The 25,401-nt window shown below is 66.3% G+C and carries 28 protein-coding genes and 2 tRNA genes; 16 read left to right on the top strand and 14 right to left on the bottom strand.

Annotated features, from left to right (window positions below):
• Positions 1-46: 46 nt before the first annotated feature.
• From rsmG to rpmH, 6 genes are read right to left on the bottom strand one after another with little or no spacing between them, the layout of a single operon-like run.
• Positions 47-670, bottom strand: coding sequence for a 16S rRNA (guanine(527)-N(7))-methyltransferase RsmG (gene rsmG, locus L978_RS01985; RefSeq protein ID WP_047519769.1), 624 nt, complete (start codon positions 668-670; stop codon positions 47-49).
• Between the two features lie 33 nt (positions 671-703).
• The gene (locus tag L978_RS01980; protein ID WP_047519768.1) at positions 704-1,195 is read right to left on the bottom strand and encodes a Jag family protein; all 492 of its coding nucleotides are present in this window, start codon (positions 1,193-1,195) and stop codon (positions 704-706) included.
• Entirely contained in the window at positions 1,192-2,262 is a 1,071-nt protein-coding gene (yidC, locus tag L978_RS01975; RefSeq protein ID WP_047519766.1) for a membrane protein insertase YidC, read from the bottom strand. Before yidC ends, L978_RS01980 begins: the two co-directional genes overlap by 4 nt.
• 3 nt (positions 2,263-2,265) lie before the next feature.
• A complete protein-coding gene (yidD, locus tag L978_RS18500; protein WP_081996891.1) occupies positions 2,266-2,616 on the bottom strand; it encodes a membrane protein insertion efficiency factor YidD in 351 nt (116 codons plus the stop codon).
• Positions 2,613-2,963, bottom strand: a complete 351-nt coding sequence (rnpA, locus tag L978_RS01970) for a ribonuclease P protein component (protein WP_047519764.1) — start codon at positions 2,961-2,963, stop codon at positions 2,613-2,615. The genes yidD and rnpA overlap by 4 nt, the downstream gene beginning before the upstream one ends.
• Positions 2,964-2,969: 6 nt before the next feature.
• Complete coding sequence (gene rpmH / locus L978_RS01965; RefSeq protein WP_013584598.1) at positions 2,970-3,107, bottom strand: 50S ribosomal protein L34; 138 nt, start codon at positions 3,105-3,107, stop codon at positions 2,970-2,972.
• 316 nt (positions 3,108-3,423) lie between these two features.
• Here rpmH and dnaA point away from each other — a divergent pair, with 316 nt between their 5' ends.
• The 7 genes from dnaA to L978_RS01930 all read left to right on the top strand — a co-directional run bounded on the left by dnaA (position 3,424) and on the right by L978_RS01930 (position 13,377).
• A complete protein-coding gene (gene dnaA, locus L978_RS01960) occupies positions 3,424-4,815 on the top strand; it encodes a chromosomal replication initiator protein DnaA (protein WP_047519760.1) in 1,392 nt (463 codons plus the stop codon).
• A 498-nt stretch (positions 4,816-5,313) separates the two neighbouring features.
• Positions 5,314-6,456, top strand: a complete 1,143-nt coding sequence (gene dnaN, locus L978_RS01955; RefSeq protein ID WP_047519758.1) for a DNA polymerase III subunit beta — start codon at positions 5,314-5,316, stop codon at positions 6,454-6,456.
• Between the two features lie 52 nt (positions 6,457-6,508).
• Positions 6,509-7,693 carry a DNA replication/repair protein RecF gene (gene recF / locus L978_RS01950; protein ID WP_047519756.1) on the top strand — a complete coding sequence of 395 codons (1,185 nt, stop codon included), beginning with the start codon at positions 6,509-6,511 and terminating at the stop codon, positions 7,691-7,693.
• Positions 7,686-8,189 carry a DUF721 domain-containing protein gene (locus tag L978_RS01945; RefSeq protein WP_047519754.1) on the top strand — a complete coding sequence of 168 codons (504 nt, stop codon included), beginning with the start codon at positions 7,686-7,688 and terminating at the stop codon, positions 8,187-8,189. The genes recF and L978_RS01945 overlap by 8 nt, the downstream gene beginning before the upstream one ends.
• 118 nt (positions 8,190-8,307) lie before the next feature.
• A complete protein-coding gene (gene gyrB / locus L978_RS01940) occupies positions 8,308-10,377 on the top strand; it encodes a DNA topoisomerase (ATP-hydrolyzing) subunit B (protein ID WP_052193261.1) in 2,070 nt (689 codons plus the stop codon).
• Positions 10,378-10,420: 43 nt separating this feature from the next.
• A complete protein-coding gene (gene gyrA / locus L978_RS01935) occupies positions 10,421-12,976 on the top strand; it encodes a DNA gyrase subunit A (RefSeq protein WP_047519753.1) in 2,556 nt (851 codons plus the stop codon).
• On the top strand, positions 12,973-13,377 hold the full coding sequence (locus tag L978_RS01930; RefSeq protein ID WP_047519752.1) for a DUF3566 domain-containing protein: 405 nt from the start codon (positions 12,973-12,975) through the stop codon (positions 13,375-13,377). The genes gyrA and L978_RS01930 overlap by 4 nt, the downstream gene beginning before the upstream one ends.
• Before the next feature lie 68 nt (positions 13,378-13,445).
• Here L978_RS01930 and L978_RS01925 read toward each other — a convergent pair whose 3' ends face one another.
• The gene (locus tag L978_RS01925) at positions 13,446-14,156 is read right to left on the bottom strand and encodes a VIT1/CCC1 transporter family protein (RefSeq protein ID WP_047519750.1); all 711 of its coding nucleotides are present in this window, start codon (positions 14,154-14,156) and stop codon (positions 13,446-13,448) included.
• A gap of 126 nt (positions 14,157-14,282) precedes the next feature.
• Here L978_RS01925 and L978_RS01920 point away from each other — a divergent pair, with 126 nt between their 5' ends.
• From L978_RS01920 to L978_RS01900, 5 genes are all read left to right on the top strand, one after another.
• Positions 14,283-15,551 carry a sensor histidine kinase gene (locus tag L978_RS01920; RefSeq protein WP_047519748.1) on the top strand — a complete coding sequence of 423 codons (1,269 nt, stop codon included), beginning with the start codon at positions 14,283-14,285 and terminating at the stop codon, positions 15,549-15,551.
• A complete protein-coding gene (locus L978_RS01915) occupies positions 15,539-16,228 on the top strand; it encodes a LuxR C-terminal-related transcriptional regulator (protein WP_047519746.1) in 690 nt (229 codons plus the stop codon). Before L978_RS01920 ends, L978_RS01915 begins: the two co-directional genes overlap by 13 nt.
• Positions 16,225-17,166, top strand: coding sequence for a DUF4097 family beta strand repeat-containing protein (locus L978_RS01910; protein ID WP_197055605.1), 942 nt, complete (start codon positions 16,225-16,227; stop codon positions 17,164-17,166). The genes L978_RS01915 and L978_RS01910 overlap by 4 nt, the downstream gene beginning before the upstream one ends.
• Positions 17,167-17,251: 85 nt before the next feature.
• Positions 17,252-17,325 (top strand) — tRNA-Ile (locus tag L978_RS01905).
• 25 nt (positions 17,326-17,350) lie between these two features.
• A tRNA-Ala gene (locus tag L978_RS01900) sits at positions 17,351-17,423 on the top strand.
• A 50-nt stretch (positions 17,424-17,473) separates the two neighbouring features.
• Here the strand turns inward: L978_RS01900 and L978_RS01895 are convergent.
• Genes L978_RS01895 through L978_RS01875 form a run of 5 tightly spaced genes read right to left on the bottom strand, consistent with a single transcriptional unit; the run spans position 17,474 to position 20,361 of the window.
• Entirely contained in the window at positions 17,474-17,827 is a 354-nt protein-coding gene (locus tag L978_RS01895; protein ID WP_047519744.1) for a VOC family protein, read from the bottom strand.
• An 18-nt stretch (positions 17,828-17,845) separates the two neighbouring features.
• On the bottom strand, positions 17,846-18,292 hold the full coding sequence (locus L978_RS01890; protein ID WP_047519742.1) for a GNAT family N-acetyltransferase: 447 nt from the start codon (positions 18,290-18,292) through the stop codon (positions 17,846-17,848).
• 16 nt (positions 18,293-18,308) lie between these two features.
• Positions 18,309-18,701, bottom strand: coding sequence for an HNH endonuclease (locus L978_RS01885; protein ID WP_047519740.1), 393 nt, complete (start codon positions 18,699-18,701; stop codon positions 18,309-18,311).
• Between the two features lie 49 nt (positions 18,702-18,750).
• Positions 18,751-19,875: a M24 family metallopeptidase gene (locus L978_RS01880; RefSeq protein ID WP_081996890.1), complete on the bottom strand. Its 1,125-nt coding sequence runs from the start codon at positions 19,873-19,875 to the stop codon at positions 18,751-18,753.
• A 39-nt stretch (positions 19,876-19,914) separates the two neighbouring features.
• Entirely contained in the window at positions 19,915-20,361 is a 447-nt protein-coding gene (locus tag L978_RS01875) for an iron chaperone (protein WP_047519736.1), read from the bottom strand.
• A 119-nt stretch (positions 20,362-20,480) separates the two neighbouring features.
• On the opposite strand from L978_RS01875, the gene L978_RS01870 reads away from it, so the two are divergent.
• Positions 20,481-22,076, top strand: coding sequence for an amidohydrolase (locus L978_RS01870; RefSeq protein ID WP_052193260.1), 1,596 nt, complete (start codon positions 20,481-20,483; stop codon positions 22,074-22,076).
• Between the two features lie 44 nt (positions 22,077-22,120).
• On the top strand, positions 22,121-22,543 hold the full coding sequence (locus L978_RS01865; protein ID WP_047519735.1) for an NUDIX hydrolase: 423 nt from the start codon (positions 22,121-22,123) through the stop codon (positions 22,541-22,543).
• Between the two features lie 27 nt (positions 22,544-22,570).
• Here L978_RS01865 and L978_RS01860 read toward each other — a convergent pair whose 3' ends face one another.
• Both L978_RS01860 and L978_RS01855 read right to left on the bottom strand, forming a co-directional pair.
• Positions 22,571-23,026 carry an aminoacyl-tRNA deacylase gene (locus tag L978_RS01860; protein WP_047519772.1) on the bottom strand — a complete coding sequence of 152 codons (456 nt, stop codon included), beginning with the start codon at positions 23,024-23,026 and terminating at the stop codon, positions 22,571-22,573.
• Positions 23,027-23,082: 56 nt separating this feature from the next.
• Entirely contained in the window at positions 23,083-23,589 is a 507-nt protein-coding gene (locus tag L978_RS01855) for a hypothetical protein (protein WP_047519770.1), read from the bottom strand.
• A 144-nt stretch (positions 23,590-23,733) separates the two neighbouring features.
• Between L978_RS01855 and L978_RS01850 the strand changes: the two genes are divergently transcribed.
• Together L978_RS01850 and L978_RS01845 are read left to right on the top strand one after the other, a co-directional pair.
• Positions 23,734-24,291 carry a peptidylprolyl isomerase gene (locus L978_RS01850; protein WP_047519733.1) on the top strand — a complete coding sequence of 186 codons (558 nt, stop codon included), beginning with the start codon at positions 23,734-23,736 and terminating at the stop codon, positions 24,289-24,291.
• 21 nt (positions 24,292-24,312) lie between these two features.
• Positions 24,313-25,206 carry a rhomboid family intramembrane serine protease gene (locus L978_RS01845; RefSeq protein ID WP_047519731.1) on the top strand — a complete coding sequence of 298 codons (894 nt, stop codon included), beginning with the start codon at positions 24,313-24,315 and terminating at the stop codon, positions 25,204-25,206.
• Positions 25,207-25,401 lie beyond the last annotated feature (195 nt).

Here is a 25,401-nt window from a genome sequence, read left to right as displayed (position 1 = left end):
GGCGGGGTGTTTCACGTGAAACACCCCGCCTTGATGTCAGGAGGAACTACCGAACGCGGGCGCGAACCACGCGGGTCGTCTCGGTGAGAACACCCTCCCCCAGCACGTCCACTCGCACGTCCGACAGACGGAACTTCTTGATCTGCTTCTGGGCCGCTTCTATCTCGTTCGCGGCGTTCATCCCCTTGAGTAAGGCAAGCTCTCCGCCGTCGCGCACGAGTGGGGCAGTGAGAGGGATGAGCGTACGCAAAGCGCTGACCGCCCTCGCCGTGACGACATCGAAACCCTCGGCGGGATGAACATCCTCGGCACGCGCGCGCTGCACCACGACATTGGTCAGTCCCAGCGCCTCCACCTGCTCGGTGAGCCACGTGACCCGACGCTCCATCGGTTCGACGAGAGTCCACTTCACATCAGGACGCGCGATCGCGAGCGCAATGCCCGGGAGGCCGGCCCCGGATCCGATGTCAGCGACCGAACCGTGGAAGAGCGGAGCAGCGATCACACTGTTGAGGATGTGCCGCGTCCACAGGCGCGGAAGCTCGAGCGGTCCGATCAGACCGCGCTCCTCACCCTCACGTGCGAGCGAAGCCGTGAACGCTCGAGCGAGATCGATGCGGTCACCGAAGAGTTCCGCGGCGACCGCAGGCTCGTTCTCGATCTCAGTCATCAGCAGTTCCCGAACGATGTTTCACGTGAAACATCAACGGCGACGAAGGACCGTGTGGCGGTCAGCGCCCTCACCGTACGACTCCGACACCAGGCCACGCTCGGCCGCGATATCGTGCACCAGCTTGCGCTCATAGCTCGACATCGACGGCAGCGAAGCCTGCGAGGAGCCTTCATCGAGCTTCGCGGCCGCAGCATCCACCAGCGTCGCGAGCTGCCGACGACGCGTGTCACGCGAACCGGCGATGTCGAGGATCAAGCGGGAGAACGACCCCGTCTTGCTCTGCACCGCGAGGCGGGTGAGCTCCTGAAGCGCCTGCACCGTGTCCGGGGCAGAGAGAAGAGCGAGGCCATCGCCCTCCGCCTCCACCGAGACATACGCGCGCCCCTGACGCACGTCGAGGTTCAGGTCACCGTCGATGTCCGCGATGTCGAGGAGTTCCTCGAGGTAGTCCGCGGCGACGTCGCCTTCGTTCTCGAGCTGAGCCACGGTCGGCTCGGAGCTCTCGGTCATGGTTTCACTCATGAACCGTTCCCCTTCTTCTTCGCACGCTTCTTCCCCACGGGCTGCTGACGCTTGGGCGCCTGAGCCTTCGCCTTCTCCGCCTCCTCGAGCAGACGCTGCTGCTCGGCCTCGTACGCAGCCATCGGGACGACCTTGCCGGAGGAATCGATCGCCTTGCCCTTGCGAGCGAGTCGCTCCTCACGGGCCTTGGCGGCTTCCGAGCCGGGAGTCGGCATCTCTCGGATGACGAGGAACTGCTGTCCCATGGTCCAGAGGTTGGAGATGAACCAGTACACGACGACGCCGAGCGGGAAGAAGACACCGGAGAAGATGAATCCCAGCGGCAGCACGTAGAGCATGATCTTCTGCATCTGGTACGCCTGGCCGGTCTTGGCCTCCGGCGACAGGTTCTTCGAGATGATCTGCAACTGCGTGAAGAACTGCGAGGCGATCATGAGCACGACGAGCGTGACCAGGATGATGATCGCCGTGGTGTTGTTGGCGTCGACCGCGTCGCCGAGGGTCTCGTGCAGGGACGCGACCCCGAAGAGCTTGGCGTCGTAGAACTCCTTCGTGAGCTCGGGGTTGAGCAATCCCACACCGCCGAGGCTTTGCTCCGCATGCTTCTTGACATCGCTCAGCACGCTGTACAGCGAGAAGAAGATCGGCATCTGCACAAGAAGGGGCAGGCAGCTCGACATCGGTGTCGTGCCGTGCTTCTTGTAGAGCGCCATCGTCTCGCGGCTCATGGCCTCGCGAGACAGCTGATCCTTCTTGCCCTTGTACTTCTCCTGAACTTTCCGCAGTTCAGGAGCGATTTCCATCATCTTTCGCTGGCTCTTGATCTGCTTCACGAAGAGCGGGATCAGCGCAGCGCGGACGACGACGACGAGGCCGACGATGGACAGTACCCAGGTCAGACCCGATGCGGACGGAAGACCGACGGTGGTCAGAAGCCAATGCCAGGCGACGAGGATCAGCTCGACGACCCACTTCAGCGGCCAGAGGATGGTGCCGAGCAGGTCGAATCCCCCCGCCGCAGGTTCGGGGCTGGGAGTCGCGCTGGCGAGCAGAAGGTCAAGACCCACCGATCAGTCCTTTCGGGAAGGGACGACGAAACCGTGTGTGGTCAAGTCGTAACGGAAGTGGTCGTGCGGCCGGACGTCATCGACGCCGCCACTGGTCCAGGGATTGCAGCGGAGGATGCGCCACGCCGAGAGCGCCGCTCCCTTCACTGCACCATGCTGCTGCACCGCACCTACAGCGTAAGCCGAACAGCTGGGGTAGTACGCACAGACATCTCCATACATCGGAGAGATGACTTTGCGGTACGCCGTGAGGAAACCCAGCACCAGGTTCCGGGGGATCACCGGGATGGTCCGCACCAGGTCCCGCGCGTGCCATCGAGCCGTCCCCACGGAAGACGCCGGTAGCGCGGTCATGCCGACACCGTTGACGATGCGAGTCTGCTCAGGCAGCGATCGACGTCGGCGCGAAGTTCCGCGAAGGACGCGCTGGAGGATGCAGGAAGGGCACGGATGACGACATCCGTGCCCTCAGGGACGCGCGGCAGCGCCTCCGCGCACACGGCTTTGAGCCGTCGGCGCACGGTGTTGCGCACCACGGCGGTGCCCACCTGCTTGCTGATGATGAATCCGAACCTCGCGGCCCTGTTCTCGCCCGTCGCCAGCACCGAGGTGATGACGCGCGCCCCACCACAACGGGATCCGCGTCGAACGACCAGACGGTAGTCGCTCCCGCGGGTCAGTCGATACGGGCGGGCGAGCACAGTGGACTACGCAGAGAGCTCGGTGCGGCCCTTCGCGCGGCGTGCAGCGAGGATGCCGCGGCCGGCACGCGTACGCATGCGGGCACGGAAGCCGTGCTTCTTGGCGCGACGACGGTTGTTGGGCTGGAAAGTGCGCTTGCTCATGGAATCACTCCGGGAATGCTGCCACCGGATTCACTTCGACCGGAGACATGGGGAACTGCCAAAAATGGCATAAGTCAACCGACTTAGGGTACGTCCTACCGGCGCGCAGAGCAAATCTGCGCGCTTCCGCGAGGGCGGCCCGGCGGGCACCGCACAGCCATTATCCACAACCATGGCGCGCCCGGCAGGCACAACACGCGCGCGTGTTTTCAAGGGCAGGTTGCCGTTCACAGCCGGGATGACTACCGTGGCATCCTAAGTTATCCACAGGGGGCACGGCACGTCGACCCCGCCTCGATTCCTCGTCCGGAGCGTCATGACATCACCTGCCCAGCCCGACGTCCCGATCTGGACCACGGTGCAGGAGCTGCTGGCCGACGACGATCGCGTCACCCCCCAGCTGCAGGGCTTCCTCAGCCTCGCCGTCCCGGCCGGCGTCATGTCCGCGACGCTGTACCTCGAAGTCCCCAACGATCTGACCGCGGCGCAGATCAACAAGCGTCTCCGACTCCCGATCATGGAAGCCCTTTCTCACATCGGTGAAGAGGTCACGTCCTACCGCGTCGTCGTGAACCACGAACTGGCGGAGCAGCAGACGGCCCCCATCGCCGTCGGAGACTTCGGACGCACCGAGCAGAGCCGCGTCGAGTCTCCGATGGAGCAGCCCACACAGCTGCGTCACGAATCCCGGCTGAACCCGAAGTACACCTTCGACAACTTCGTCATCGGCCAGTCCAACCGATTCGCACACGCTGCGGCGGTCGCCGTGGCCGAGGCGCCGGCCAAGGCGTACAACCCGTTGTTCATCTACGGTGACTCCGGACTCGGCAAGACGCACCTCCTCCACGCGATCGGTGACTACGCGCAGTCGCTCTACGCCGGAGTCAAAGTCCGCTACGTCTCGAGCGAGGAGTTCACGAACGACTTCATCAACTCGATCGCGAACAACCGCGGTGCCGCGTTCCAGGCCAGGTACCGCGACGTCGACATCCTCCTCATCGACGACATCCAGTTCCTGCAGGGTCGCGCCGAGACCCAGGAAGCGTTCTTCCACACGTTCAACACGCTGCACGATCACAACAAGCAGGTCGTCATCACCAGTGATGTCGCGCCGAAGCACTTGACGGGCTTCGAGGATCGGATGCGGAGCCGCTTCGAGTGGGGCCTCATCACCGATGTGCAGGCACCGGACCTCGAAACCCGCATCGCGATCCTCCGCAAGAAGGCGCAGAGCGAGGCCCTCCACATCCCCGACGAGGTGCTCGAGTACATCGCGACCGTCGTCTCCTCGAACATCCGCGAGCTCGAGGGTGCACTCATCCGCGTCTCCGCGTTCGCGAGCCTGAACCGCTCTTCCCTCGACATCTCCCTCGCGCAGACCGTGCTCCGCGACATCATCGACACGGCGGAGGACAACATCATCTCGCCGACCGACATCATCACGGCCACGGCGCAGTACTTCAAGCTCACCGTGGACGATCTCTACGGTTCGAGCCGATCGCAGCAGATCGCCACGTCACGACAGATCGCCATGTATCTGTGCAGGGAGCGAACGAGCCTGTCCCTGCCGAAGATCGGTCAGCTGTTCGGCAACCGCGACCACACCACGGTCATGTACGCCTACAAGAAGATCAGTGAGCTCATGAAGGAGCGTCGCTCCATCTACAACCAGGTCACCGAGATCACGACGCAGCTCGGCCGACGCTGACACGCCGCACCTCCGAAAAAGGTGGAGGACCGCACCCGAATGGATGCAGTCCTCCACCTTTTTTGTGTGCCCGACAGGGATTCTGATCTCTCGATAGATGCCTCTATGCACATGTGGATAACTTGTGGATGATCGTGGATTCCATCGGGACGAATGTGAGCTGAACACCCAAACCTGTGGATAACTCGGACAACACCTCGGTTGTCCCCAGGACCGGGATCCCGCGGATTCCTCAGGGTTTCCACAACTGACAAGCGTGTAGTTCCCTACTCGCTCCTGATATCCACCGACTTATCCACAGTATCCACAGCTGTTAACACCGTTAAGGAGTTAAGTCATTCAAGGCGCGATCCGATCACCAGACGGTGGGGAGAACCGGCGAACGGATGACAGGAAACCTCGGCGTAGGGATACGCAGGACTGTGGGGCTAGCATGGGAAGCCCTGCACCGGCAGGGCCGACGACGACGCGTCACAGTTCGACGACAAGGGAGCACCCGTGAGGTTTCAGGTCAACCGCGATGTCTTCAGCGAGGCTGTCTCGTTCGTCGTGAAGCTTCTGCCGCAGCGCAATCCGCAGCCGATCCTCGCCGGAGTGTTGATCGAAGCAGACGGATCCAGCCTCACGCTCTCCGCCTTCGACTACGAGGCCTCCGCTCGGACGACCATCGAAGCCACGGTCGAGACCCCCGGAACGATCCTCGTCCACGGCCGTCTTCTCTCCGACATCGCCAGCCGCCTCCCGAACGCTCCGATCGAGATCGCCGTCGAGGAAGACGGCGGGATCGCCGTGACCTGTGGTTCGGCCCGATTCACACTCGCCGCCATGCCGGTCGAGGAATATCCGTCCATCCCCGAGGTGAACGGATCCTCCGGTGTCGTTCCGGCTGAGGAATTCGGCACGGCGATCGCACAGGTCGGCTTCGCCGCATCACGCGACGACGTCACTCCCGTCCTCACCGGTGTGCAGCTCGAAGTCTCCGGACATACTCTGAGCCTGGTCGCCACGGACCGCTATCGGGTATCGCTCCGCGATGTGCCGTGGGACGGCGAGTCCGTCGAGGCGACAGCGCTGGTGCCGGCTCGCACCCTGCTCGAGGTCGGGAAGACCTTCGGTCACGCCGGCAACATCCAGGTGGCCTTCTCCGGCGCGGGCGATCGCGAGATCATCGCCTTCACCGCCGGCAACAAGACCGTGACCTCGCTGCTCATCAAGGGCAACTTCCCCCCGGTCCGACGCCTTTTCCCCGAGCAGACCGACCACTACGCGGTCGTCAACACGGCCGACCTCGTTGAAGCCGTCCGCCGTGTCTCGCTCGTCCTCGATCGTGCGGCGCCGCTGCGATTCACGTTCTCGAGCGACAGCGTGACCATGGATGCCTCCGGTGGAGACCACGCGCGCGCATCCGAGTCGGTCGATGCGATCCTGTCCGGCGGCGACGAGGTCACGCTCGGCCTCAACCCCCAGTACCTGATCGAGGCTCTCGGAGCGGTCAAGAGCGAGTTCGTCCGCGTGACGTTCACGTCGAGCGACAACGCCAACAAGCTCAGCCCCGTGCTGATCACGAGCCAGACCTCGGTCGACCAGGCGGGCCTCGACTCCTTCAAGTACCTGCTGCAGCCGAACCTCCTCCTTCGCTGATCCCGCGCCTCATCCCGCATCCGTTGTCAGACCTCGAAGGTAGGCTGACTCCGTGATTGTGGAGCACCTGAGCCTGGTCGATTTCCGCAACTACGCGACCGCGGAACTCGCTCTCCACCGGGGTCCGAACGTGCTCGTCGGACGCAACGGGCAGGGAAAGACGAACCTGGCAGAAGCGGTGGTGTTCCTGGCCACGCTCGGCTCACATCGCGTGTCGTCCGATGCGCCCATGGTGCGCGACGGGCAGGAATTCGCGGTCATCCGGGCGCGGCTCTCGCACGGCGAGCGTCGAGTGCTCGCCGAAGTGCAGGTGAACAGGCAGGGGTCGAACAAGGCACGCATCAACGGCTCTCCGTCCAAGCCGAACGAGCTGCCCCGTTACGCGCACGTCGTCCTCTTCGCGCCGGAGGACCTGCAGATCGTCCGGGGCGACCCGTCCGCCCGCCGCCGGTTCAGCGACCAGCTCCTCATCCAGCGCACTCCACGGATGGCGGGCGTGCTCGCCGACTACGACCGTGTGCTCAAGCAGCGCAATGCCCTGCTGAAGTCGGCGCGAGCCCGAGGCATCCGGGGCGAAGGTCTGAGCACCCTCGATGTGTGGGACGACAAGCTGGTCTCCCTGGGGTCCGAGATCATCACGGCTCGACAGCGGTTGGCCGTCGATCTCCAACAACCCGTCGCCGATGCATATGAAGCGATCGCCGGTGCAGATCATCGTCCGCAGCTGGAATGGGCGCTCTCGGTCGGTGGCGGCGACCCCGAAGAGGATGAGGGCGGACCCGAAGAGGTCTCCCCCGCCGACAGGCTCAGCGATCCGAACCGCATCGCGGACCTCTTCCGGGCCTCTCTCGCGGCGAAGCGTTCCAACGAACTCGACCGCGGCCTCACACTCACCGGACCGCATCGGGACGATCTCGTGCTCCGTGTCCGCGACCTTCCGGTGAAGGGGTATGCCTCGCACGGGGAGTCCTGGTCGGTCGCGCTCGCGCTCCGGTTGGCGTCGGCAGAGCTGTTGCGCAGCGAATCCCCCGCCGGCGATCCGGTCCTGATCCTCGACGACGTGTTCGCCGAGCTCGATGCGGACCGGCGTCGTCGACTCGCAGCCCTGACCGCAGGGTACGAACAGGTCGTGGTGACCGCGGCGGTGGAGGAAGATATCCCTGAGGTGCTGCACGCGCATGTGGTGCGCATCAGCGCCGGGACGATCAGTGATGAACGGGAGGCAGCCGATGACTGACGCCGCACCGACTCCCACTGCCGATGTCCCCGAGACGGTCGGCACCTACCTGCGTCTGCGCGGTCTGCAGCCGAGCTCGAAGAGCTGGAAGCGCAAGCGTCGCATCACGACCGATGACGACAACGCGCCGTTCACACCCGGGCGGGATCCCGGGACCCTCGGCGCGGTCCTGGACAAGCTGAGCCGCGACTCGGGGTGGCAGATCACTCTGGCCAGGGAAGACCTCGTCCGTCAGTGGGCGGATCTCGCGGGCGCCGACACGGCGAAGCACTCCGAACCCGTCTCCCTGGAGCGAGGATTGCTCACCGTGAAGTGCGACTCGACGGCGTGGGCGAAGAACCTGCAGTTCATGCGCGCGACGATTCTCACCGAGATCGGTCGCCGCTATCCGGAGGCCGGCGTGGAGAACCTGCGCTTCATCGGACCGGACGTCCCCTCGTGGAAATGGGGTCCCAGAGCCGTTCCAGGGCGGGGCCCGCGCGATACCTACGGGTAGGACACCACGCAAGGGGTCAGAAACGCTCAGAGGGCCACACACGGCCGCAGAGCGGTGTTTCCCCACGAAACTCCGCTAGAATGGCAGTTCGTGATATCGATGTGGAGAATGCCCTCTGATGACGCCTGAATCCCCCGCTGACGAGACGGAATCGAACATCGGGGGAACCCCCGAGGACCAGGGCACCATTGCACCCAAGGCGAAGCAGCCCGGGGAGTACGGCGCCGACTCGATCCAGATCCTCGAAGGCCTCGAAGCCGTCCGCAAGCGTCCCGGTATGTACATCGGTTCCACGGGACCGCGCGGTCTGCACCACCTCGTCTACGAGATCGTCGACAACTCGGTCGATGAGGCCCTCGCCGGATACGCCGACACGATCTTCGTGACGATGCTCGCCGACGGTGGCGTGCGTGTGGTCGACAACGGTCGAGGCATCCCGGTGGACCCGCACTCTTCCGACCCGAACAAGTCGACGGTCGAGGTCGTGCTCACGATCCTGCACGCCGGCGGAAAGTTCGGAGGGGGCGCCTACGCCGTCTCCGGTGGTCTGCACGGTGTCGGATCCTCGGTCGTGAACGCGCTCTCGACGCGATTCGACGTCGAGGTCAAGCAGAAGGGCTTCGTCTGGCGGCACAGCTTCGCCGACGGCGGCATCCCGCAGCAGAAGCTCGAGAAGGGCGAGGCGACCGAGGAGACCGGAACCAGCATCACGTTCTGGCCGGACGCCTCGATCTTCACCGAGACGATCGAGTTCGACTACGACACGCTGCGCACACGATTCCAGCAGATGGCGTTCCTCAACAAGGGACTGCGCATCGAGCTGCGTGACGAGCGGGAGTCGTCTGCGTACGAGGTCGAGGAAGACGGCGCGACCGTCACCAAGCAGCCCGGCGACGTGTTCTACTACGAGCGCGGACTGGTCGACTACGTCGAGTACCTCAACAAGGTGCGTCACGCCGAAGTCGTGAACGACGAGATCATCGCCTTCGAATCGGAGGACACCGAGCGCAAGATCTCGCTCGAGGTCGCGATGCAGTGGACGACGTCCTACACCGAGAACGTCTTCACCTATGCGAACACGATCAACACCCACGAAGGCGGAACGCACGAGGAGGGCTTCCGGGCAGCTCTGACCACACTGGTCAACAAGTACGCCCGGGCGAACAACCTCCTCAAGGAGAAGGACGACAACCTCTCCGGTGACGACGTGCGTGAGGGACTGACCGCGGTCATCTCGATCAAGCTCGGCGAGCCGCAGTTCGAAGGTCAGACCAAGACCAAGCTCGGCAACACCGAGGCGAAGGCGTTCGTGCAGAAGGTCGTCGGCGATCAGCTCGGCGACTGGCTCGAGCGCAACCCGAACCAGGCGAAGAACGTCGTCCGCAAGGCGATCGATGCCGCGACCGCTCGTCTCGCCGCTCGCAAGGCCCGCGAGACCGCTCGCCGCAAGAGCGTGTTCGAGTCGGCGGCCATGCCGGACAAGCTCAAGGACTGCACCAGCAAGGATCCCTCCATCAGCGAGATCTTCCTCGTCGAGGGTGACTCGGCCGGTGGTTCCGCGGTGCAGGGTCGCGACCCGCACACGCAGGCGATCCTGGCGCTCCGGGGGAAGATCCTCAACGTCGAGCGTGCACGTCTCGACAAGGCGCTGGGCAACAAGGAAGTCCAGGCGATGATCCAGGCCTTCGGCACGGGGATCGGCGAAGAGTTCGACATCGAGAAGGCTCGCTATCACAAGATCGTCCTGATGGCGGATGCCGATGTCGACGGCCAGCACATCACGACTCTGCTGCTCACCCTGCTGTTCCGCTACATGCGCGGACTCATCGAGGCCGGCTTCGTGTACCTCGCGATGCCGCCGCTCTACCGCCTGAAGTGGTCGAACTCCGCACACGAGTATGTGTTCAGCGACGCCGAGCGCGACGCCCTGCTCGCACACGGCCTCGAGAACGGCAAGCGGATCCCGAAGGATGCCGGCATCCAGCGCTACAAGGGTCTCGGTGAGATGAACCCCAAGGAGCTGTGGGAGACGACGATGGACCACACCACGCGCACCCTGCAGCAGATCACCATCGAGGACGCGGCCGCGGCCGACGAGATCTTCAGTGTGCTGATGGGCGAAGACGTCGAGTCCCGACGCAGCTTCATCCAGCGCAACGCCAAGGACGTCCGCTTCCTCGACATCTGATGCCCGCGGGCTCAGACCAGATGTGTGACAGAGAGATTGATTCATGACTGACGAAGAACGCACCGAACCGGAACACGATCACGGCAAGATCGACCAGGTCGACCTGCAGTCGGAGATGCAGCGCAGCTACCTCGACTACGCCATGGCCGTCATCGTGGGGCGCGCCCTCCCCGATGTACGCGACGGACTCAAGCCGGTGCACCGCCGTGTGATCTACGGCATGTACGACGGAGGGTTCCGCCCGGACAAGTCGTTCTCCAAGTGCGCGCGTGTGGTCGGCGAGGTCATGGGCCAGTACCACCCGCACGGCGACTCGGCGATCTACGACGCCCTCGTGCGACTGGTTCAGCCGTGGTCCCTCCGCTACCCGCTCGCTCTCGGGCAGGGCAACTTCGGTTCCCCCGGGAACATGGGCGCGGCGGCTCCGCGATACACCGAGACGAAGATGGCTCCGCTCGCGCTCGAGATGGTGCGCGACATCGAAGAGGAGACCGTCGACTTCACCGACAACTACGACGGTCAGACGCAGGAGCCGACGGTTCTCCCCGCCCGGTTCCCGAACCTGCTCGTCAACGGTTCCGTCGGTATCGCGGTCGGAATGGCCACCAACATCCCGCCGCACAACCTGCGCGAGGTGGCGGATGCGGCGCTGTGGGCGCTGGACAACCCCGGCATCCCCCGCGAGGAGCTGCTCGACGGTCTGATCCAGCGCGTTCCCGGCCCCGACTTCCCGACCGGCGCCCAGATCCTCGGGACGAAGGGCATCCACGAGGCGTATCGGACCGGTCGCGGCTCGATCACGATGCGCGCGGTCGTCAACGTCGAGGAGATCCAGGGTCGTACCTGCCTCGTCATCACCGAGCTGCCTTATCAGGTCAACCCCGACAACGTCGCGGTCAAGATCGGCGACCTGGCCCGTGACGGCAAGATCACCGGCATCGCCGACATCCGTGACGAGTCCTCGGACCGCACGGGTCAGCGTCTGGTCGTCGTGCTCAAGCGCGACGCCGTCGCGAAGGTCGTGCTCAACAACCTGTACAAGCACACGCAGTTGCAGGAGAACTTCGGCGCGAACATGCTCGCGATCGTGGACGGTGTCCCGCGCACGCTCGCGATCGACGGGTTCATCACGCACTGGATCTCCCACCAGATCGATGTGATCGTGCGGCGCACCGAGTTCCGGCTGCGCGAGGCCGAGAAGCGGATGCACATCCTGCGCGGATATCTGAAGGCGCTCGACGCGCTCGACGAGGTCATCGCGCTCATCCGGCGCTCGCAGACCACGGCGGATGCGAACGAGGGTCTCCAGAAGCTCCTCGACATCGACGAGATCCAGGCCGATGCGATCCTGCAGATGCAGCTGCGTCGCCTCGCAGCTCTCGAGCGTCAGCGGATCATCGATCAGGCGAACGAGCTCGAGGCCCAGATCGCGGACTACAAGGCGATCCTCGCCGACGAGCGTCGTCAGCGTGTGATCATCCGCGAAGAGCTGACCGGCATCGTCGACCGCTTCGGTGACGAGCGTCGCACGCACATCCTGCACGGCTTCGACGGCGATGTGTCGATGGAAGACCTCATCGCCGAAGAGGAGATGGTGGTGACCGTCACGCGCGAGGGCTACATCAAGCGCACGCGCAGTGACAACTACCGCTCCCAGCACCGTGGCGGCAAGGGCGTCAAGGGTGCGCAGTTGCGGGCGAACGACATCGTCGAGCACTTCTTCGTGACGACCACGCACCACTGGCTGCTGTTCTTCACCGACAAGGGCCGGGTCTACCGCGCGAAGACCTACGAGGTGCCGGAGGCCGGACGTGACGCCAAGGGCATGCACGTCGCGAACCTCCTCGCACTGCAGCCCGATGAGAGCATCGCCCAGGTGCTCGACATCCGTGACTACGGGGTGGCGGACTACCTCGTGCTCGCCACCCGGGAGGGCCTCGTCAAGAAGACCCGGCTCGACACGTACGACACCAACCGCCAGGGCGGCGTCATCGCGATCCGTCTGAACGACGAGGACGAGCTGGTCAGCGCGCTCCTCGTGAACGCGGAAGACGACATCCTCCTCATCAGCCGGCACGGGATGTCGGTGCGCTTCGAGGCCACCGATGAGGCGCTGCGTCCGATGGGTCGCGCGACGGCCGGTGTTCGGGGCATGAAGTTCAAGATCGACGACGACTCCCTGCTCTCGGCGTCCGTCGCCGCCCCGGGGAAGTTCGTCTTCGTCGTTACCGACGGCGGCTACGCGAAGCGCACCGCGATCGAGGAATACCGGGTCCAGGGACGCGGCGGGACAGGCATCAAGGTCGCCAAGTTGAACGACGATCGGGGCACTCTCGCGGGCGGTCTGATCGTCGCAGAGGACGACGAGGTCTTGGTGGTTCTGTCCAGCGGCAAGGTGGTACGCTCTGCCGTGGCCGAGGTCCCCGCCAAGGGTCGCGACACCATGGGAGTGGTGTTCGCCCGGACGACGGAGGCCGATCGCATCCTCGCCATCGCCCGTAACGGTGAGCGTGGCCTCGCCGAAGAAGAGGCCGAAGCGGAGGATGCCGAGATCCAGGCACCTGAGACGACAGAAACCCCCGAGGATACAGACGCATGAGTACAGTGGCCGACAAGCTGGCGAAGAAGTCGACACGCAAGACAGGCGGCAAGCAGGTCCGGCTTCGTCTGGTCTACGTCGACTTCTGGTCGGCGGTGAAGCTGTCGTTCCTCGGAGCCGTGGCCCTCGCGGTCGTCACGATGGTGTCGTTCTTCCTCATCTTCCTGGTGCTCCAGGCGACGAACGTCATGACGACGGCCGAGAGCTTCCTGGTCGGCATCACCGACAACGCTTTCGTGCTGTCTGAGGTCGTCGGACTGCCGCAGGTCATGGCCTTCGCGGCGGTCGTCGCCATCCTGAACCTCATCGTCTTCACGGTGCTCGGCGCCGTGGTCGCCGGCATCTACAACCTCGCCGTGAAGGTGACGGGCGGATTGCTCGTCGGGTTCATGTCGAACTGATCCCTCACACGGACACACGAAGGGCGGATGCTGCGGCATCCGCCCTTCGTCGTTCCCTCGAGCGGTTGCTACACGACGCCGGTGGTGCCGAGCAGCGTGCCGATGAGCCATGTGGCGGCGAGGGCGAGTGCTCCGCCGAGCACCAGCCGGATCGATGCGCGCACCGGCGCGGATCCTCCGATCCTGGCTGAGACGGTTCCGGTCACGGCCAGAGCAAGGAGGACCGCGACGAAGGTCACCGGCACCCGCCATTCCGGGGGCGGGAGGAGGACGGCCAGCAAGGGCAGGAGTGCACCGAGAGTGAAGGCGATCGCCGAGGACATCGCCGCATGCCACGGATTCACGAGGTCGTCCTGGTCGATGCCGAGCTCGACCTCCAGGTGAGCGGCGAGGGCGTCGTGCGCGGTGAGCTCTACCGCCACCTGACGTGCCGTCTCGTCGGAGAGCCCGCGGTCGCGGTAGAGCTGGGTGAGCTCGTCGAGCTCCACCGCAGGCATCGTGCGCAGCTCTTCGCGCTCCTTCGCGATCAGCGCGCGCTCACTGTCGCGCTGGCTGCTCACCGACACGTACTCCCCGAGGGCCATGGAGATCGCTCCGCCGACGAGGCCGGCGATGCCCGCGGTGAGGAGCGCGGCGTTGTCGGTCGTGGCGCCGGCCACTCCGACGACCAGGGAGGCGACGGAGACGATGCCATCGTTGGCGCCCAGCACCCCCGCACGCAGCCAGTTCAGTCGCTGGCCGAGACCGGCGCCGTGCGGTTCTGCTTCGTGCATCGTCATGCCTCCAGTGAAGCAGGAAGGAGGCTCGGGACACGGGCGATCCGGAGCGCGCGTTACGGAAAACCCGAAACAGAGTGTCCGGGTGACTCGGTGCCGCGCGCAACGGCCCCGCCGTACCTTGGAAGCATGACCACTCAGACTGCGACCCCGGCTTCCGCAACCGCGGTGAAGCCGCCGTTGCGCATCTTCCTCACGATCCTGCATCTGGCAGGCGTCGGCGTCCTCGGCGGCGTCATCTTCGGCATGCTCGGCGGCCTTCTCGGCACCGGCATCGGCCTCCTCTTCGCGGCCGGCATCGGCGTCGTCCTCCTGGTCGGACTCGTCTACGCCCTTTACGGACTCGGTTGGTTCGAAGTCGCTCGTGTCGGCGCGCTCTACCGCACGCCGATCGCGCCGCTGCGCGTACAGCCGCGTGATCGTCCCGGATTCGGCGGATGGCTGCGGTCCCTCGGACGGCAGGCCATCGACGGCCGGATGTGGCGGGCAGTGGCGAACTTCGCCATCTCCGCCGTGCTCGGTTTCGTCGTCCTCCGACTCTTCTGGGGTCTGGTGTGGTCGATCATCATCTCGTTCGCCCCGCTCACGGCCGCGGACTCCGTCATCGGACCGTTCGGTGGCGGGGGGATCCCCGTGGCCTGGGCTCCGCTGATCGGCATCCTCGGCCTCGCCGCCTGCGTCGTCGGGATGATCGGGCTGGCACTGCTGCATCGAACCCTCTCCCTCGCGATCGTGATCCGCAGCAAGGAGACCGAGCTCACCGAGCGCGTCCGCACGTCGACCGCCCAGCGTGAGGGTGCGGTGCGCGCCGCCGATGTGGAGCGCACCCGGATCGAGCGCGATCTGCACGACGGGGTACAGCCGCGGCTGGTCTCGGTCGGGATGACGCTCGGACTCGCCCAGCAGAAGATCGACAACGATCCGGAGGCCGCCAAGGAGCTCATCAACGAGGCTCACACCTCGACCAAGGCAGCGATCACCGAACTCCGCCAACTCGCTCGCGGCATTCACGCCTCGGTGCTCGATGACCGTGGTCTCGACGCCGCCCTTTCCGCCCTGGCCGGGAGGTCGCACATTCCCGTGCACCTCGATGTCCGGATGGACGGCCGGTGCAGCCGCGAGGCCGAGGCCGCCGTGTACTTCTCGATCGCGGAGTCCCTGACCAACGCGGCCAAGCACTCGCGGGCCAGTGAAGCCCGGGTGACCGTGCGCGTGCGTGAGGGCAACACCCTCTGGGCCCGCGTGGAGGACAACGGCATCGGAGGCGCTCAGGTGCAGCCCGGTGGGGGTCTGGACGGCATCGCCAACCGCATCCTCGCCGCGGGCGGGACCTTCCGCCTCGACAGTCCGCAGGGCGGACCGACCAGCCTGGAGGTGAACGTCCCATGCGCATCCTGATCTGCGAGGACTCGGTCCTGCTGAGAGAAGGCCTCGTTCGCCTGTTGGAGGACGCAGGGCACGAGGTGGTCGCCGCTCTCGCTGACACGGTGGAGCTCGAGCAGACGGTGGCCGGCAGTGCACCGGATCTCTGCATCCTCGACGTGCGGTTGCCTCCGACCTTCACCGACGAGGGCATCCGCGCCGCGCTCGGTCTGCGGGCCTCGCGCCCGTCGCTCGCGATCCTCGTGCTCTCGCAGTACGTCGAGGAGCGATACGCCTCGGATCTGATCGCGGCGCAGGGCGGTCCGCTCGGATACCTGCTCAAGGACAGGGTCGCCGATGTCGAGGAGTTCCTCGGTTCGGTGCAGCGCATCTCGGAGGGCGCGACCGTTCTCGACCCCGAGGTCGTCGCTCAGCTCCTCACGCGCCGCAATCGCGACGACAAGATGATGCGACTCACCGAGCGGGAACGCACCGTGCTCGCGCTGATCGCCGAGGGGAAGTCGAACCAGGCGATCGCCGCTCTGCTGTTCCTCTCGGAGGCCAGCGTCGAGAAGCACATCACCTCCATCTTCCAGAAACTGGGCTTCGACCCGGACGAGTCCGGTAATCGCCGCGTGCTCGCCGCGCTCGCCCACATCGAGAACACGGGCGGCCCGACGCCGCCGACCGGCCAGACAGGAGTGGCACGATGACCACCGACAACAACGGCTTCCCGGGCGAGCACACCCCGCTCACCCCGCCGCCCGCTTCCCCGCCCGCCTCTCCGCCGCCGCCATCGGCGGCGCAGGGGGCACCGACACCTCCGCCGCCCAGTCCCACGGGAGGGCGTTCGTCCGGAGCCACGGCCGTCCTGGTCGTGACAGCGGTGGTGGGCGGGATCGCCCTTCTCGGAACCGGCGGCACAGCGGTCGCCGCTGCGGCGGGTTCCGTCATCTCGGCGAGCCGGCCGGATTCCGTGCAGACCGCGAACGCGCGGGGCATCGAGGGTATCGACCTGGATGCGGATGCCAGCAGCATGCGCGTCGAGTTCGGCGACGTGGATCAGGCAGAGCTGGCGATCACCAACGGGCGAGGACCCGCGTGGACGTTCGAACGTGACGGCGACGAACTGATCGTCCGGAGCCCGGACAGCATGTTCGGGTGGTGGTTCGGCAGCTGGTTCGGGGACGAGCAGATCGCCGTGCTCACGCTGCCGGAGAGCCTGCGGGACGCGGAGCTCGACGCCGACCTCACACTGGATGCCGGCAGCCTCGACGTGGACGGCGACTTCGGGGTACTCGACGCCACCGTGAGCGCCGGCGCGCTCGACATCACCGGCTCCGCCACGGAACTCGACGTGCAGATGAGCGCCGGTCGCGCCGACATCCTCCTCGATGGCGTGACCGTGGCCGATCTCGGCGTATCCGCGGGCGACCTCACGGTCGAGCTGACCGGCACGCCGCCGTCGCAGACCACGATCGATGTCAGTGCCGGATCGCTCGATCTGACCCTGCCCGATGTCGAGTACGCCGTGAGCCAGGACATCAGCGCCGGCACCCTCAACTCGAAGGTGCAGGAGGCATCGAGTGCGCGGCGGACCATCGAGGTATCGCTCTCCGCGGGCACGGCGACGATCCGCCCGGGTCGCTGAACACGGTCGAGGGCGAGGACACTCCCGGGTCGTCGCCCTCGATTCGGAAATTCCGTCTTTCTCCGGTAAAGTCTTGGAGGTTGACGGGGCTATAGCTCAGGCGGTTAGAGCGCTTCACTGATAATGAAGAGGTCCCAGGTTCAAGTCCTGGTAGCCCCACTCCTCAACTCAAGAAATCCCTCACGGGGCCTTAGCTCAGTTGGTAGAGCGCCTGCTTTGCAAGCAGGATGTCAGGAGTTCGAATCTCCTAGGCTCCACCGGAAGATGAAGCCCTCGGTGCGTACCGGGGGCTTCTCTCTTTTCGCGGTCACTCGCGATCTGTGTGCATCCCGACGTTGATGACGCGACCATCGGAGTCGCGGTAGAAGAAACGCGTGACACCCCAGGGCTCGTCGGTGAGTGGATGCACGATCTCCAGGCCCAACGCTTCCGCGCGGGCGAAGGCCGCCGTGACGTCGTCGACGAAGACGGAGACATCGGGATTCACCGGTGCCGAGGCGTCGCGGGTGATCAGGCTGAGCTGGTGCCCCTCCTCGTCGCCGAGCGTCACGATCCAGCCGTGGTCCATCAGCACCCGCAGCCCGAGCACCGCCGAATGCTCGGCGACCGCGGAACGGAGATCGGTCACGGTGAGATCAGGGACCACTCTCTCGACGCGCATGCCCCCATTATCCCCGCGTCAGGCGAGATCGATCTGGTAGTGGATCATCCCCGACCGGGAGGCGACGCGGTCATAGAGGCCTCGCGCTGTGGTGTTCGACTCGGCGGTGAGCCAGTAGACTTTCGCGGATCCGTGCTGCTCGGCCCACGCTCGCACGTGCGCGATCAGTGCCCGCCCGACACCGCCGCCGCGGACGTCGGGTGCCACGAACAGGTCTTCGAGGTAGCAGTAGTCCGTGGTCGTCCACGTCGCGGCATGCGTCAACCAGTGCACGATGCCCACGGCCGTACCCGTCTCGTCGCGGGCGATGGCCCCCTGGATACCGCCATCAGGGTCGATCAGTCGCTCGAAGGTGGATGCGGTGATCGTCTCGTCGAGGTCGGTCTCATAGAAAGCGAGGTACCCCCGCCAGAGAGCGAGCCACTCGGGCTGGTCCGCGGCAGTGAGGGGCGCGATCGTCGTCATGAGTCGAGACTAGTGACTAGGGGAGGGCGGTGCCGTCCGGGGAGGGACGTAAGGCGCGCAGGATGGTCGCATGACGGACGAGGAACGTCCGCTCATCGAGCTTCTTCCGTCGTAGCCACCCGGTCACCTCGTCATTGTGCTTGCTGGCATTGCAGGACGCGCACGCCGGGACCACGTTCTCGAGGGTGTAGCGACCGCCGCGCGACACGGGCTGGATGCAGTCGCGCTGTAGAGCTGCGCCGTCACCGCCGCAGTAGGCGCATCCGCCCCAGGCCTCCATGAGGTCGTACCACTGCTCGTCGGTGAGGTCGTTGTCGACGCGGGCGAGTCGATTCTGGCGGCGTTTCGCGTACCGTGCTCGGGTCGCCGGAGATGCGGTGGCGGAAGAGACCTTGCGGCGGCGACGCATGCGCCGATCGTATCGCGGGAAAGTGCTCGCACTCGGTCAGCGCGCGGCGTCAGCGGGGGCCGATCGCGGTGAGACCGTGCGGCGCGACGTTGAGCCGCTCTCCACCGTCCGCCGTGACGACGACGATGTCCTCGATGCGGGCACCCCACTCGCCGGCGAAGTAGATGCCGGGCTCGATGCTGAACGCCATGCCCTCGCGGAGGACCAGGTCGTTGCCCGGAGCGATGTACGGCTCCTCGTGCACCGAGACGCCGATGCCGTGGCCGGTGCGATGCAGGAACGCCTCCCCCAGACCCGCGTCGGTGAGCACGCTCCGGGCGGCGGCATCCACCTCGGCCGCGGTGGCACCGGGACGCACGGCGTCGACCGCTGCCTGCTGCGCCCGCACGAGCACCGCGATCCGTTCGGCGGCTGCGGGGGCGGGAGTCCCCACCACGTAGGTCCGCGTGCTGTCCGAGTTGTATCCGCTCGGGACCGCACCGCCGATGTCGACCACGACGACGTCGCCCTCCTCGATCACCCGATCCGACACCTCGTGGTGCGGGTCGGCGCCGTTCGGACCCGACCCGACGATCACGAACTCGACCGTGCGATGGCCCTCCGTGACGATGGCCTCGGCGATGTGGGCTGCCACTTCGCGTTCGGTGCGTCCTGCCCGAAGCCACTCGTGCACCCGTCGATGCACCGCGTCGATGGCTTCTCCGGCCCGGCGCAGTTCGGCGATCTCCTCGGCGTCCTTGATCATCCGCCCTTCGCGCAGCACCGGAGTCGCGAGCTCGAGGCGCACCCCGAGACGATCCCCGATCGGGAGGACGTGCAGTGCGGGGAGGGCATCGGAGACACCCACACGCGCGGCGTCGCCCACCGCCGAAGTCACCAGCGCATACGGGTCTTCTCCATCGACCCAGTCGGCGACCGCGAGACCCAGCTCGCCGACGGCCGTGCTGCGCACCTTTGCGAGTTCCATGCGCGGCACCACGACCGTCGGCATCGCGCCGGGGGCGATCACGAGGGCCGTCAGCCGTTCGATCGTGTCGCCCTCCACTCCCACCAGATACTGCAGATCCGGCCCGGGACCGACCACGATGGCGTCGAGCCCCGCGTCGGCGGCGAGGGATGCGGCGCGGCTGAGCCGGGCGGAGTAGACGGAGGCGGGGAACGGGAGTGTGCTCACGACATCCACGCTACTGCGCGGTCGCCGCCGGGTCGACGGTCAGCTGATCGCGACGCGGATGCGTTCCGCGAGGAACTCGAGATCGGCGTCGGTGAGTGCGGTCACGGCGTACGCGGTCGGCCAGACCGTCCCGTCGTCGAGGTTCGAGATCGGTTCGAAGCCGAAGGTGCCGTAGCGCACCTTGAACTTGCTCGCGGGCTGGAAGAAGCAGAGCACCTTCCCGTCACGACCCCACGCCGGCATCCCGTAGTACGTGCGCGGCACCAGCTCCGGGGCGACCTCCGACACGAGGGCATGCAGCTTCTTCGCCAGAGCCTGGTCCTCGGCGGTGAGCTTTTCGATGGCCTCCGTGATGTCGGCCTCCCCTGCTGCCCGCAGCTCTTCCGGTGACTTCTTCGCGCGGGAACGCCGGGTGCGGGCCTCCTTCGCGGCGGCCTGCATCGCCTCGCGTTCTTCGGCGCTGAAGTTCTTCTCTTTCTCGGCCATCTTCGGTCCTCTCGGTGTGCTGCCGGTATGGACTTCACACTACGGAGGAGAGACGCGGGCGTGCTTCTCGATTCCTGATCGATCCCCGCCGTGGCGCCGACGCCTGACAGACTGACGCCATGACGACAGTCTTCACCGGCCGCATACGTCCTTTCGCGCCGAGCACCGACATCCAGGTCGAAGCCATGGCCGTCGACGACGCCACCATCGTGGCCATCGGCTCGACGGAAGAGATTCGCCGCGACCACCCCGACGCCGACGTGGTCGCGCTCGACGGATGGGTCATGCCCGGGCTGATCGAGCCGCACGGGCACCCCGGATTCGCGGCGATCCTGCTGTCCGACCTGGTCGTCGACCTCCGGCCCGTGGTCGTTCCCCAGGCCGAGGGCGTGCTGGCAGCTCTGCGCACGGCGGTCGCGGAGGCCGATGGGGAAGCCGTCTTCGCGAACGGCTGGGACTCGCTGCTGCAGCGCGGACTCCCCGATCCCGACATCCACTTCCTCGACGAGCTGGCCGGCGGCGTTCCTCTCGTCGTGATCCACAACTCCGGCCACTCCGTCTACTTCAACACCGCTGCGGCGCTCGCCGCAGGCCTCGACCGGACCACCCCCGACCCCGCCGGTGCCTCGTTCGGACGGGACGCCGACGGGGAGCTCACCGGTGTCGCACTCGAGGCCGCCGCGGTCGAGATGGTCGTCGCTCCGATGCTCGCGAAGGCACAGGAGCAGCTCCCCCGCATCCTTCCTGCACACCTGCTCGATTTGGCTTCACGGGGCATCACCACCGTGGCCGACCTGTCGTGGAACCCCGGACTCGGTCCGCTCATCGACGCCCTGCGTGCGAAGGGTGAGATGCCGGTGCGCCTCCGGTGGTACGAGATGTCCCGTCCGGGCGGGATCGCCTCCGCACGAGGCGGCGACGACCCGTTCTTCCGGCAGACGGGAGTGAAGACGTGGTCGGACGGCTCTCCCTGGGTCGGCAACATCGCCACCTCCTTCCCGTACCTCGACACCCCGGCGACCCGTGCGCTCGGACTCGAGCCGCACCACATCGGCCGGGCGAACTACACCTCGGACGAGCTGTCGGCCATCGCCGAGCCCTATGCCGGTGCGGGGTGGCAGCTGGCGTGTCATGCGCACGGCGACCTGGCGATCGACGCGACCCTCGATGTCTTCGCGCAGATCATCGCGCGGCACGGGCTCACCGATCACCGGTTCCGGCTGGAGCACTGCGGCGCGATGACGTCGGTGCAGTTCGAGCGCGCCGCATCGCTGGGGGTCACGGTGAGCCTGTTCGTCGACCACATCACGTACTGGGGCGAGGTGCTCGTCGATGATCTCTTCGGTCCGGAGCACGGGGGTGCCTGGGCGGATGCCGGCGCCGCGTTCGCAGCCGGACATCGCGTGACGTTCCACAACGACGGGTGGGTCACCCCGAACGAGCCTTTCCGCAACATGGCGGTCGCCGAGACCCGCACCACCCGCAACGGGTATCGGATGCCCGGCGGCACACCGGTCACCAGGGATCAGGCGCTCCTCGCGCACACGGCGAACGCCGCCTGGCAGCTCTTCAGCGAGCGGGAGGTGGGCGTCCTCGCCCCCGGACTCCTCGCGGACTTCATCGTCGTGGATCGCGACCCGGTCACGGTGTCCGCTGAAGACCTCGCCGCGACGCAGGTGACGTCCACCTACTTGGCGGGTGTGCGGGTCGTCTGACACGCGGTCATCGACCGCCCTCATCGGCGGATAGTGTGTGACGCATGGACCTGCGTGTCGCGGCGTATGCGGTCGTCACCGATGACGACGGCCGCCTGCTCCTGGCGCGCTGGACCGAAGGACGGCGGGTGGCGTGGACCATGCCCGGTGGCGGGCTCGAGCCCGGGGAGTCGCCGGAAGACGCGGTGCGGCGCGAACTCCGTGAGGAGACGGGCTACAGCATCAAAGTCGGCGAACTCCTGGGGATCCACTCCCGTGTGATCCCGGCCGGCCGGCGTGTGCACAAGGCCGCCGAGCCGCTGCACACCCTGCGCATCGTCTATCGCGGCGCGGTCACCGGCGGCAAGCTCCGCTTCGAGACCGACGGTTCGACCGACATGGCGGAGTGGTTCCCGCTGACCTCCGTCGCCGAGCTGCAGCGCGTCAAGCTGGTCGACATCGCGATGCGCATGGCCGGCCTCCTCTGAGCCGAGGCCGAGCGTCAGCGTGCGGTGTCAGCGCTCCTCGGGCACGGAGATGTCGGCGACGGTCGCCCCGTATGCGGCGATGAGGTCGTCGGCTTCGACGAACAGGCTGAATCCGTGCGTCCCCGCGCCCATCGCGATGCGCTGTCCGACGATGGACTCGTCGGCGTAGATGGGCCAGTCGGTGGTGCTGCCGATCGGCACGATTGTGCCTCGTTCGTAGCCGGTCGCCGCGAGGGCGAGTTCTGGTTCCGGGAGCCGTAGTTTGTTGACTCCGACCAGCGCACGCAGCTTCGGCCACGAGATCGAACGTCCGCCCGGCACGAGGGCGAACAGGAAGGTGTCGTCCGAGCGCTTCACCACGAGGGTCTTCACGATGCCGGACGCGGGGATGCCGAGCAGCTCCGCCGCCTCGAACAGGCTGCCGGCGGCCGGACGTTCGCGGATCTCGATGTCGAGACCGCGGGCTTGCGCGGCCTCACGCACCCGCGCATGCGGACCGCCTCCGCCACCCGAGGCGACGGAGGCGGGAGCCGAAGTGTTCACGCGTCGGGGGCTGCGAGCGGGTCGTCCGCGACCCAGAGCTCGTCATCGGCACGCAGCGTCTGCCAGGCGGCGTAGAGGACACCGATGGCGGCAGCGGCACCGAGGACGATCGCGATGACCGATCCGAGGCCGGGGCCCGACTTCTGCTTCTTGCCGAAGGCGCCGCGCGGAGCGGGAGGCGTGACGCCGTAGCGCTTGGCGTTCGCGACGTCCCAGGCGGTCAGCGCGGATCCGACGACTCCACCCACGATCGGGACGACCTTGTCGTCGACGACGTGCCGACCCATCTTGACGCCACGGTCGACGACCGGTGCGACACGACGGTTGTACGTGTCCTGGATGACAGGCACGACCTGCTCGCGATTGATGCTGCCGAGCTGACGGCCGGCTTCGCGTGCGACCTCGGCGGCGTGGCCGACGAGCACCTGCTGGTTCTCCCAGAGCTGGTTCGCGTCTTTCTGAAGACGACGCAGTTCCTTCTTCCGCTTGCGGCTGAGGCTCACGATGCTCTCCTGTCCATTGGAGTACGGGTTCCCCATCTTGCCACGAGAGCCTGGATGCCGGGCGGGAATCACCGGACCCTTGCGCCATCATCGGATCCGCGGTACACCGGGCGAACTCACCGGAAGCTCTGCGAGAATGAGGACATGGCTCACGCTTCCCACGTCGCAACCCTGCACACCAACCACGGTGACATCGTCATCAACCTCTTCGGCGACCACGCCCCCAAGACGGTCAAGAACTTCGTCGGCCTCGCCGACGGCACTCAGGAGTGGACCGATCCCGCCACCGGCAAGCCCGGCGAGGGTCCTCTCTACAAGGACGTCATCTTCCACCGCATCATCCCGAACTTCATGATCCAGGGCGGCGACCCGCTCGGACAGGGCGTCGGAGGCCCCGGCTACAACTTCGACGACGAGATCAACATGGAGCTCAACTTCAACGAGCCCTACATCCTCGCGATGGCCAACGCCGGCCTCCGCCGCAACGCCATCACAGGCAAGCCTGAGGGCACCAACGGCTCGCAGTTCTTCATCACCACCGACCCGACGCCGTGGCTGCAGGGCAAGCACACCATCTTCGGCGAGGTCGCCGATGACGCCTCCAAGGCTGTCGTCGACGCGATCGGCGCCGTGCAGACGGGCCCCGGCGACCGCCCGGTCGAGCCGGTCGTGCTGCAGTCGATCGACATCGTCGCGGCCTGACGACAGCTGCGGCCGATCCGGATGACCACGCCTGAGTTCACGAGCAATCGCGACAACTTCTGCTATCGCCATCCGGATCGGCAGAGCTTCGTGCTCTGCCAGCGGTGCATGCGCACCATCTGTCCCGAGTGCCAGACCCAGGCACCCGTCGGCGTCATCTGCCCGGAGTGCATGAATGCCGAGCGGAAGAACAGGACGCCCGCGCAGAAGAGGGCCGAACGTCGTTGGCGCGGTGGTCGGGGCGGTGCCCTGGCCGTGACCCGCGGCGGGCGACCCGTCGTCACCTACGCGCTGCTCGCCATAACGTCTTTCATCGGGCTGGTGCAACTGATCCCCGGGTTCAAAGACCCGCTCATCCAGGCTCTGGGGTTCTTCGCCCCCTTCCTGTACCCGAATCTCTTCGCCGTGCCCTTCGAGCCCTGGCGTCTTCTCACCGTGCTGCTCGTGCACGGGAGCTTCATCCACCTGGCACTCAACATGCTCGCGCTGTGGATGCTGGGGCAGAGCCTCGAGCCCATGCTCGGCCGCACCCGCTACCTTGCCCTGTATCTGATCAGCGGCCTCGGGGGATCGGTGATGGTCGCCATCCTCGCGCCCGGTTCGTGGACGGTCGGCGCATCCGGGGCGATCTTCGGGCTCCTGGCGTCGCTGCTGATCATCGGTCGCCACATCGGCGCCAACGTGACGGGAATCCTCGTCATCCTCGGAATCAACTTCGCGTTCGGTCTCTTCGTCGGGGGAATCTCCTGGCAGGCGCACCTCGGCGGTGCCGTCGTCGGAGCGCTGGTCGCTCTGATCTACGTCAAGACGAAGCGTCGAGAGCAGCGGACCCTGCAGATCATCCTGCTGTCCGCGCTGGTCGTGCTGTTGATCGTGGTCGTGGCTTTCGTGCCGCCGCTGATCCTTTTGTCCTGATCCGGAGTTGTTAACAGGGTTGTTAACCCCTGTGAATAACACCGGTGTAATTCTCCCCAGGCTGTGGAGGGGGCTGTGGATAACTTTCGCTCTCGGTGACTCTTGTGGGGTCGGGGCGGGGTTGTTCCCTTCGCTCGCAGAACGGGTGCCCTCCCGCTTCGCGGGTCCCTCCCGATGCTCGCTCCGGGAACAACG

This window comes from Microbacterium sp. ZOR0019, from assembly GCF_000800925.1.
GTDB lineage: Bacteria > Actinomycetota > Actinomycetes > Actinomycetales > Microbacteriaceae > Microbacterium > Microbacterium aurugineum.
This window is presented reverse-complemented; position numbering and strand designations above follow the sequence as displayed.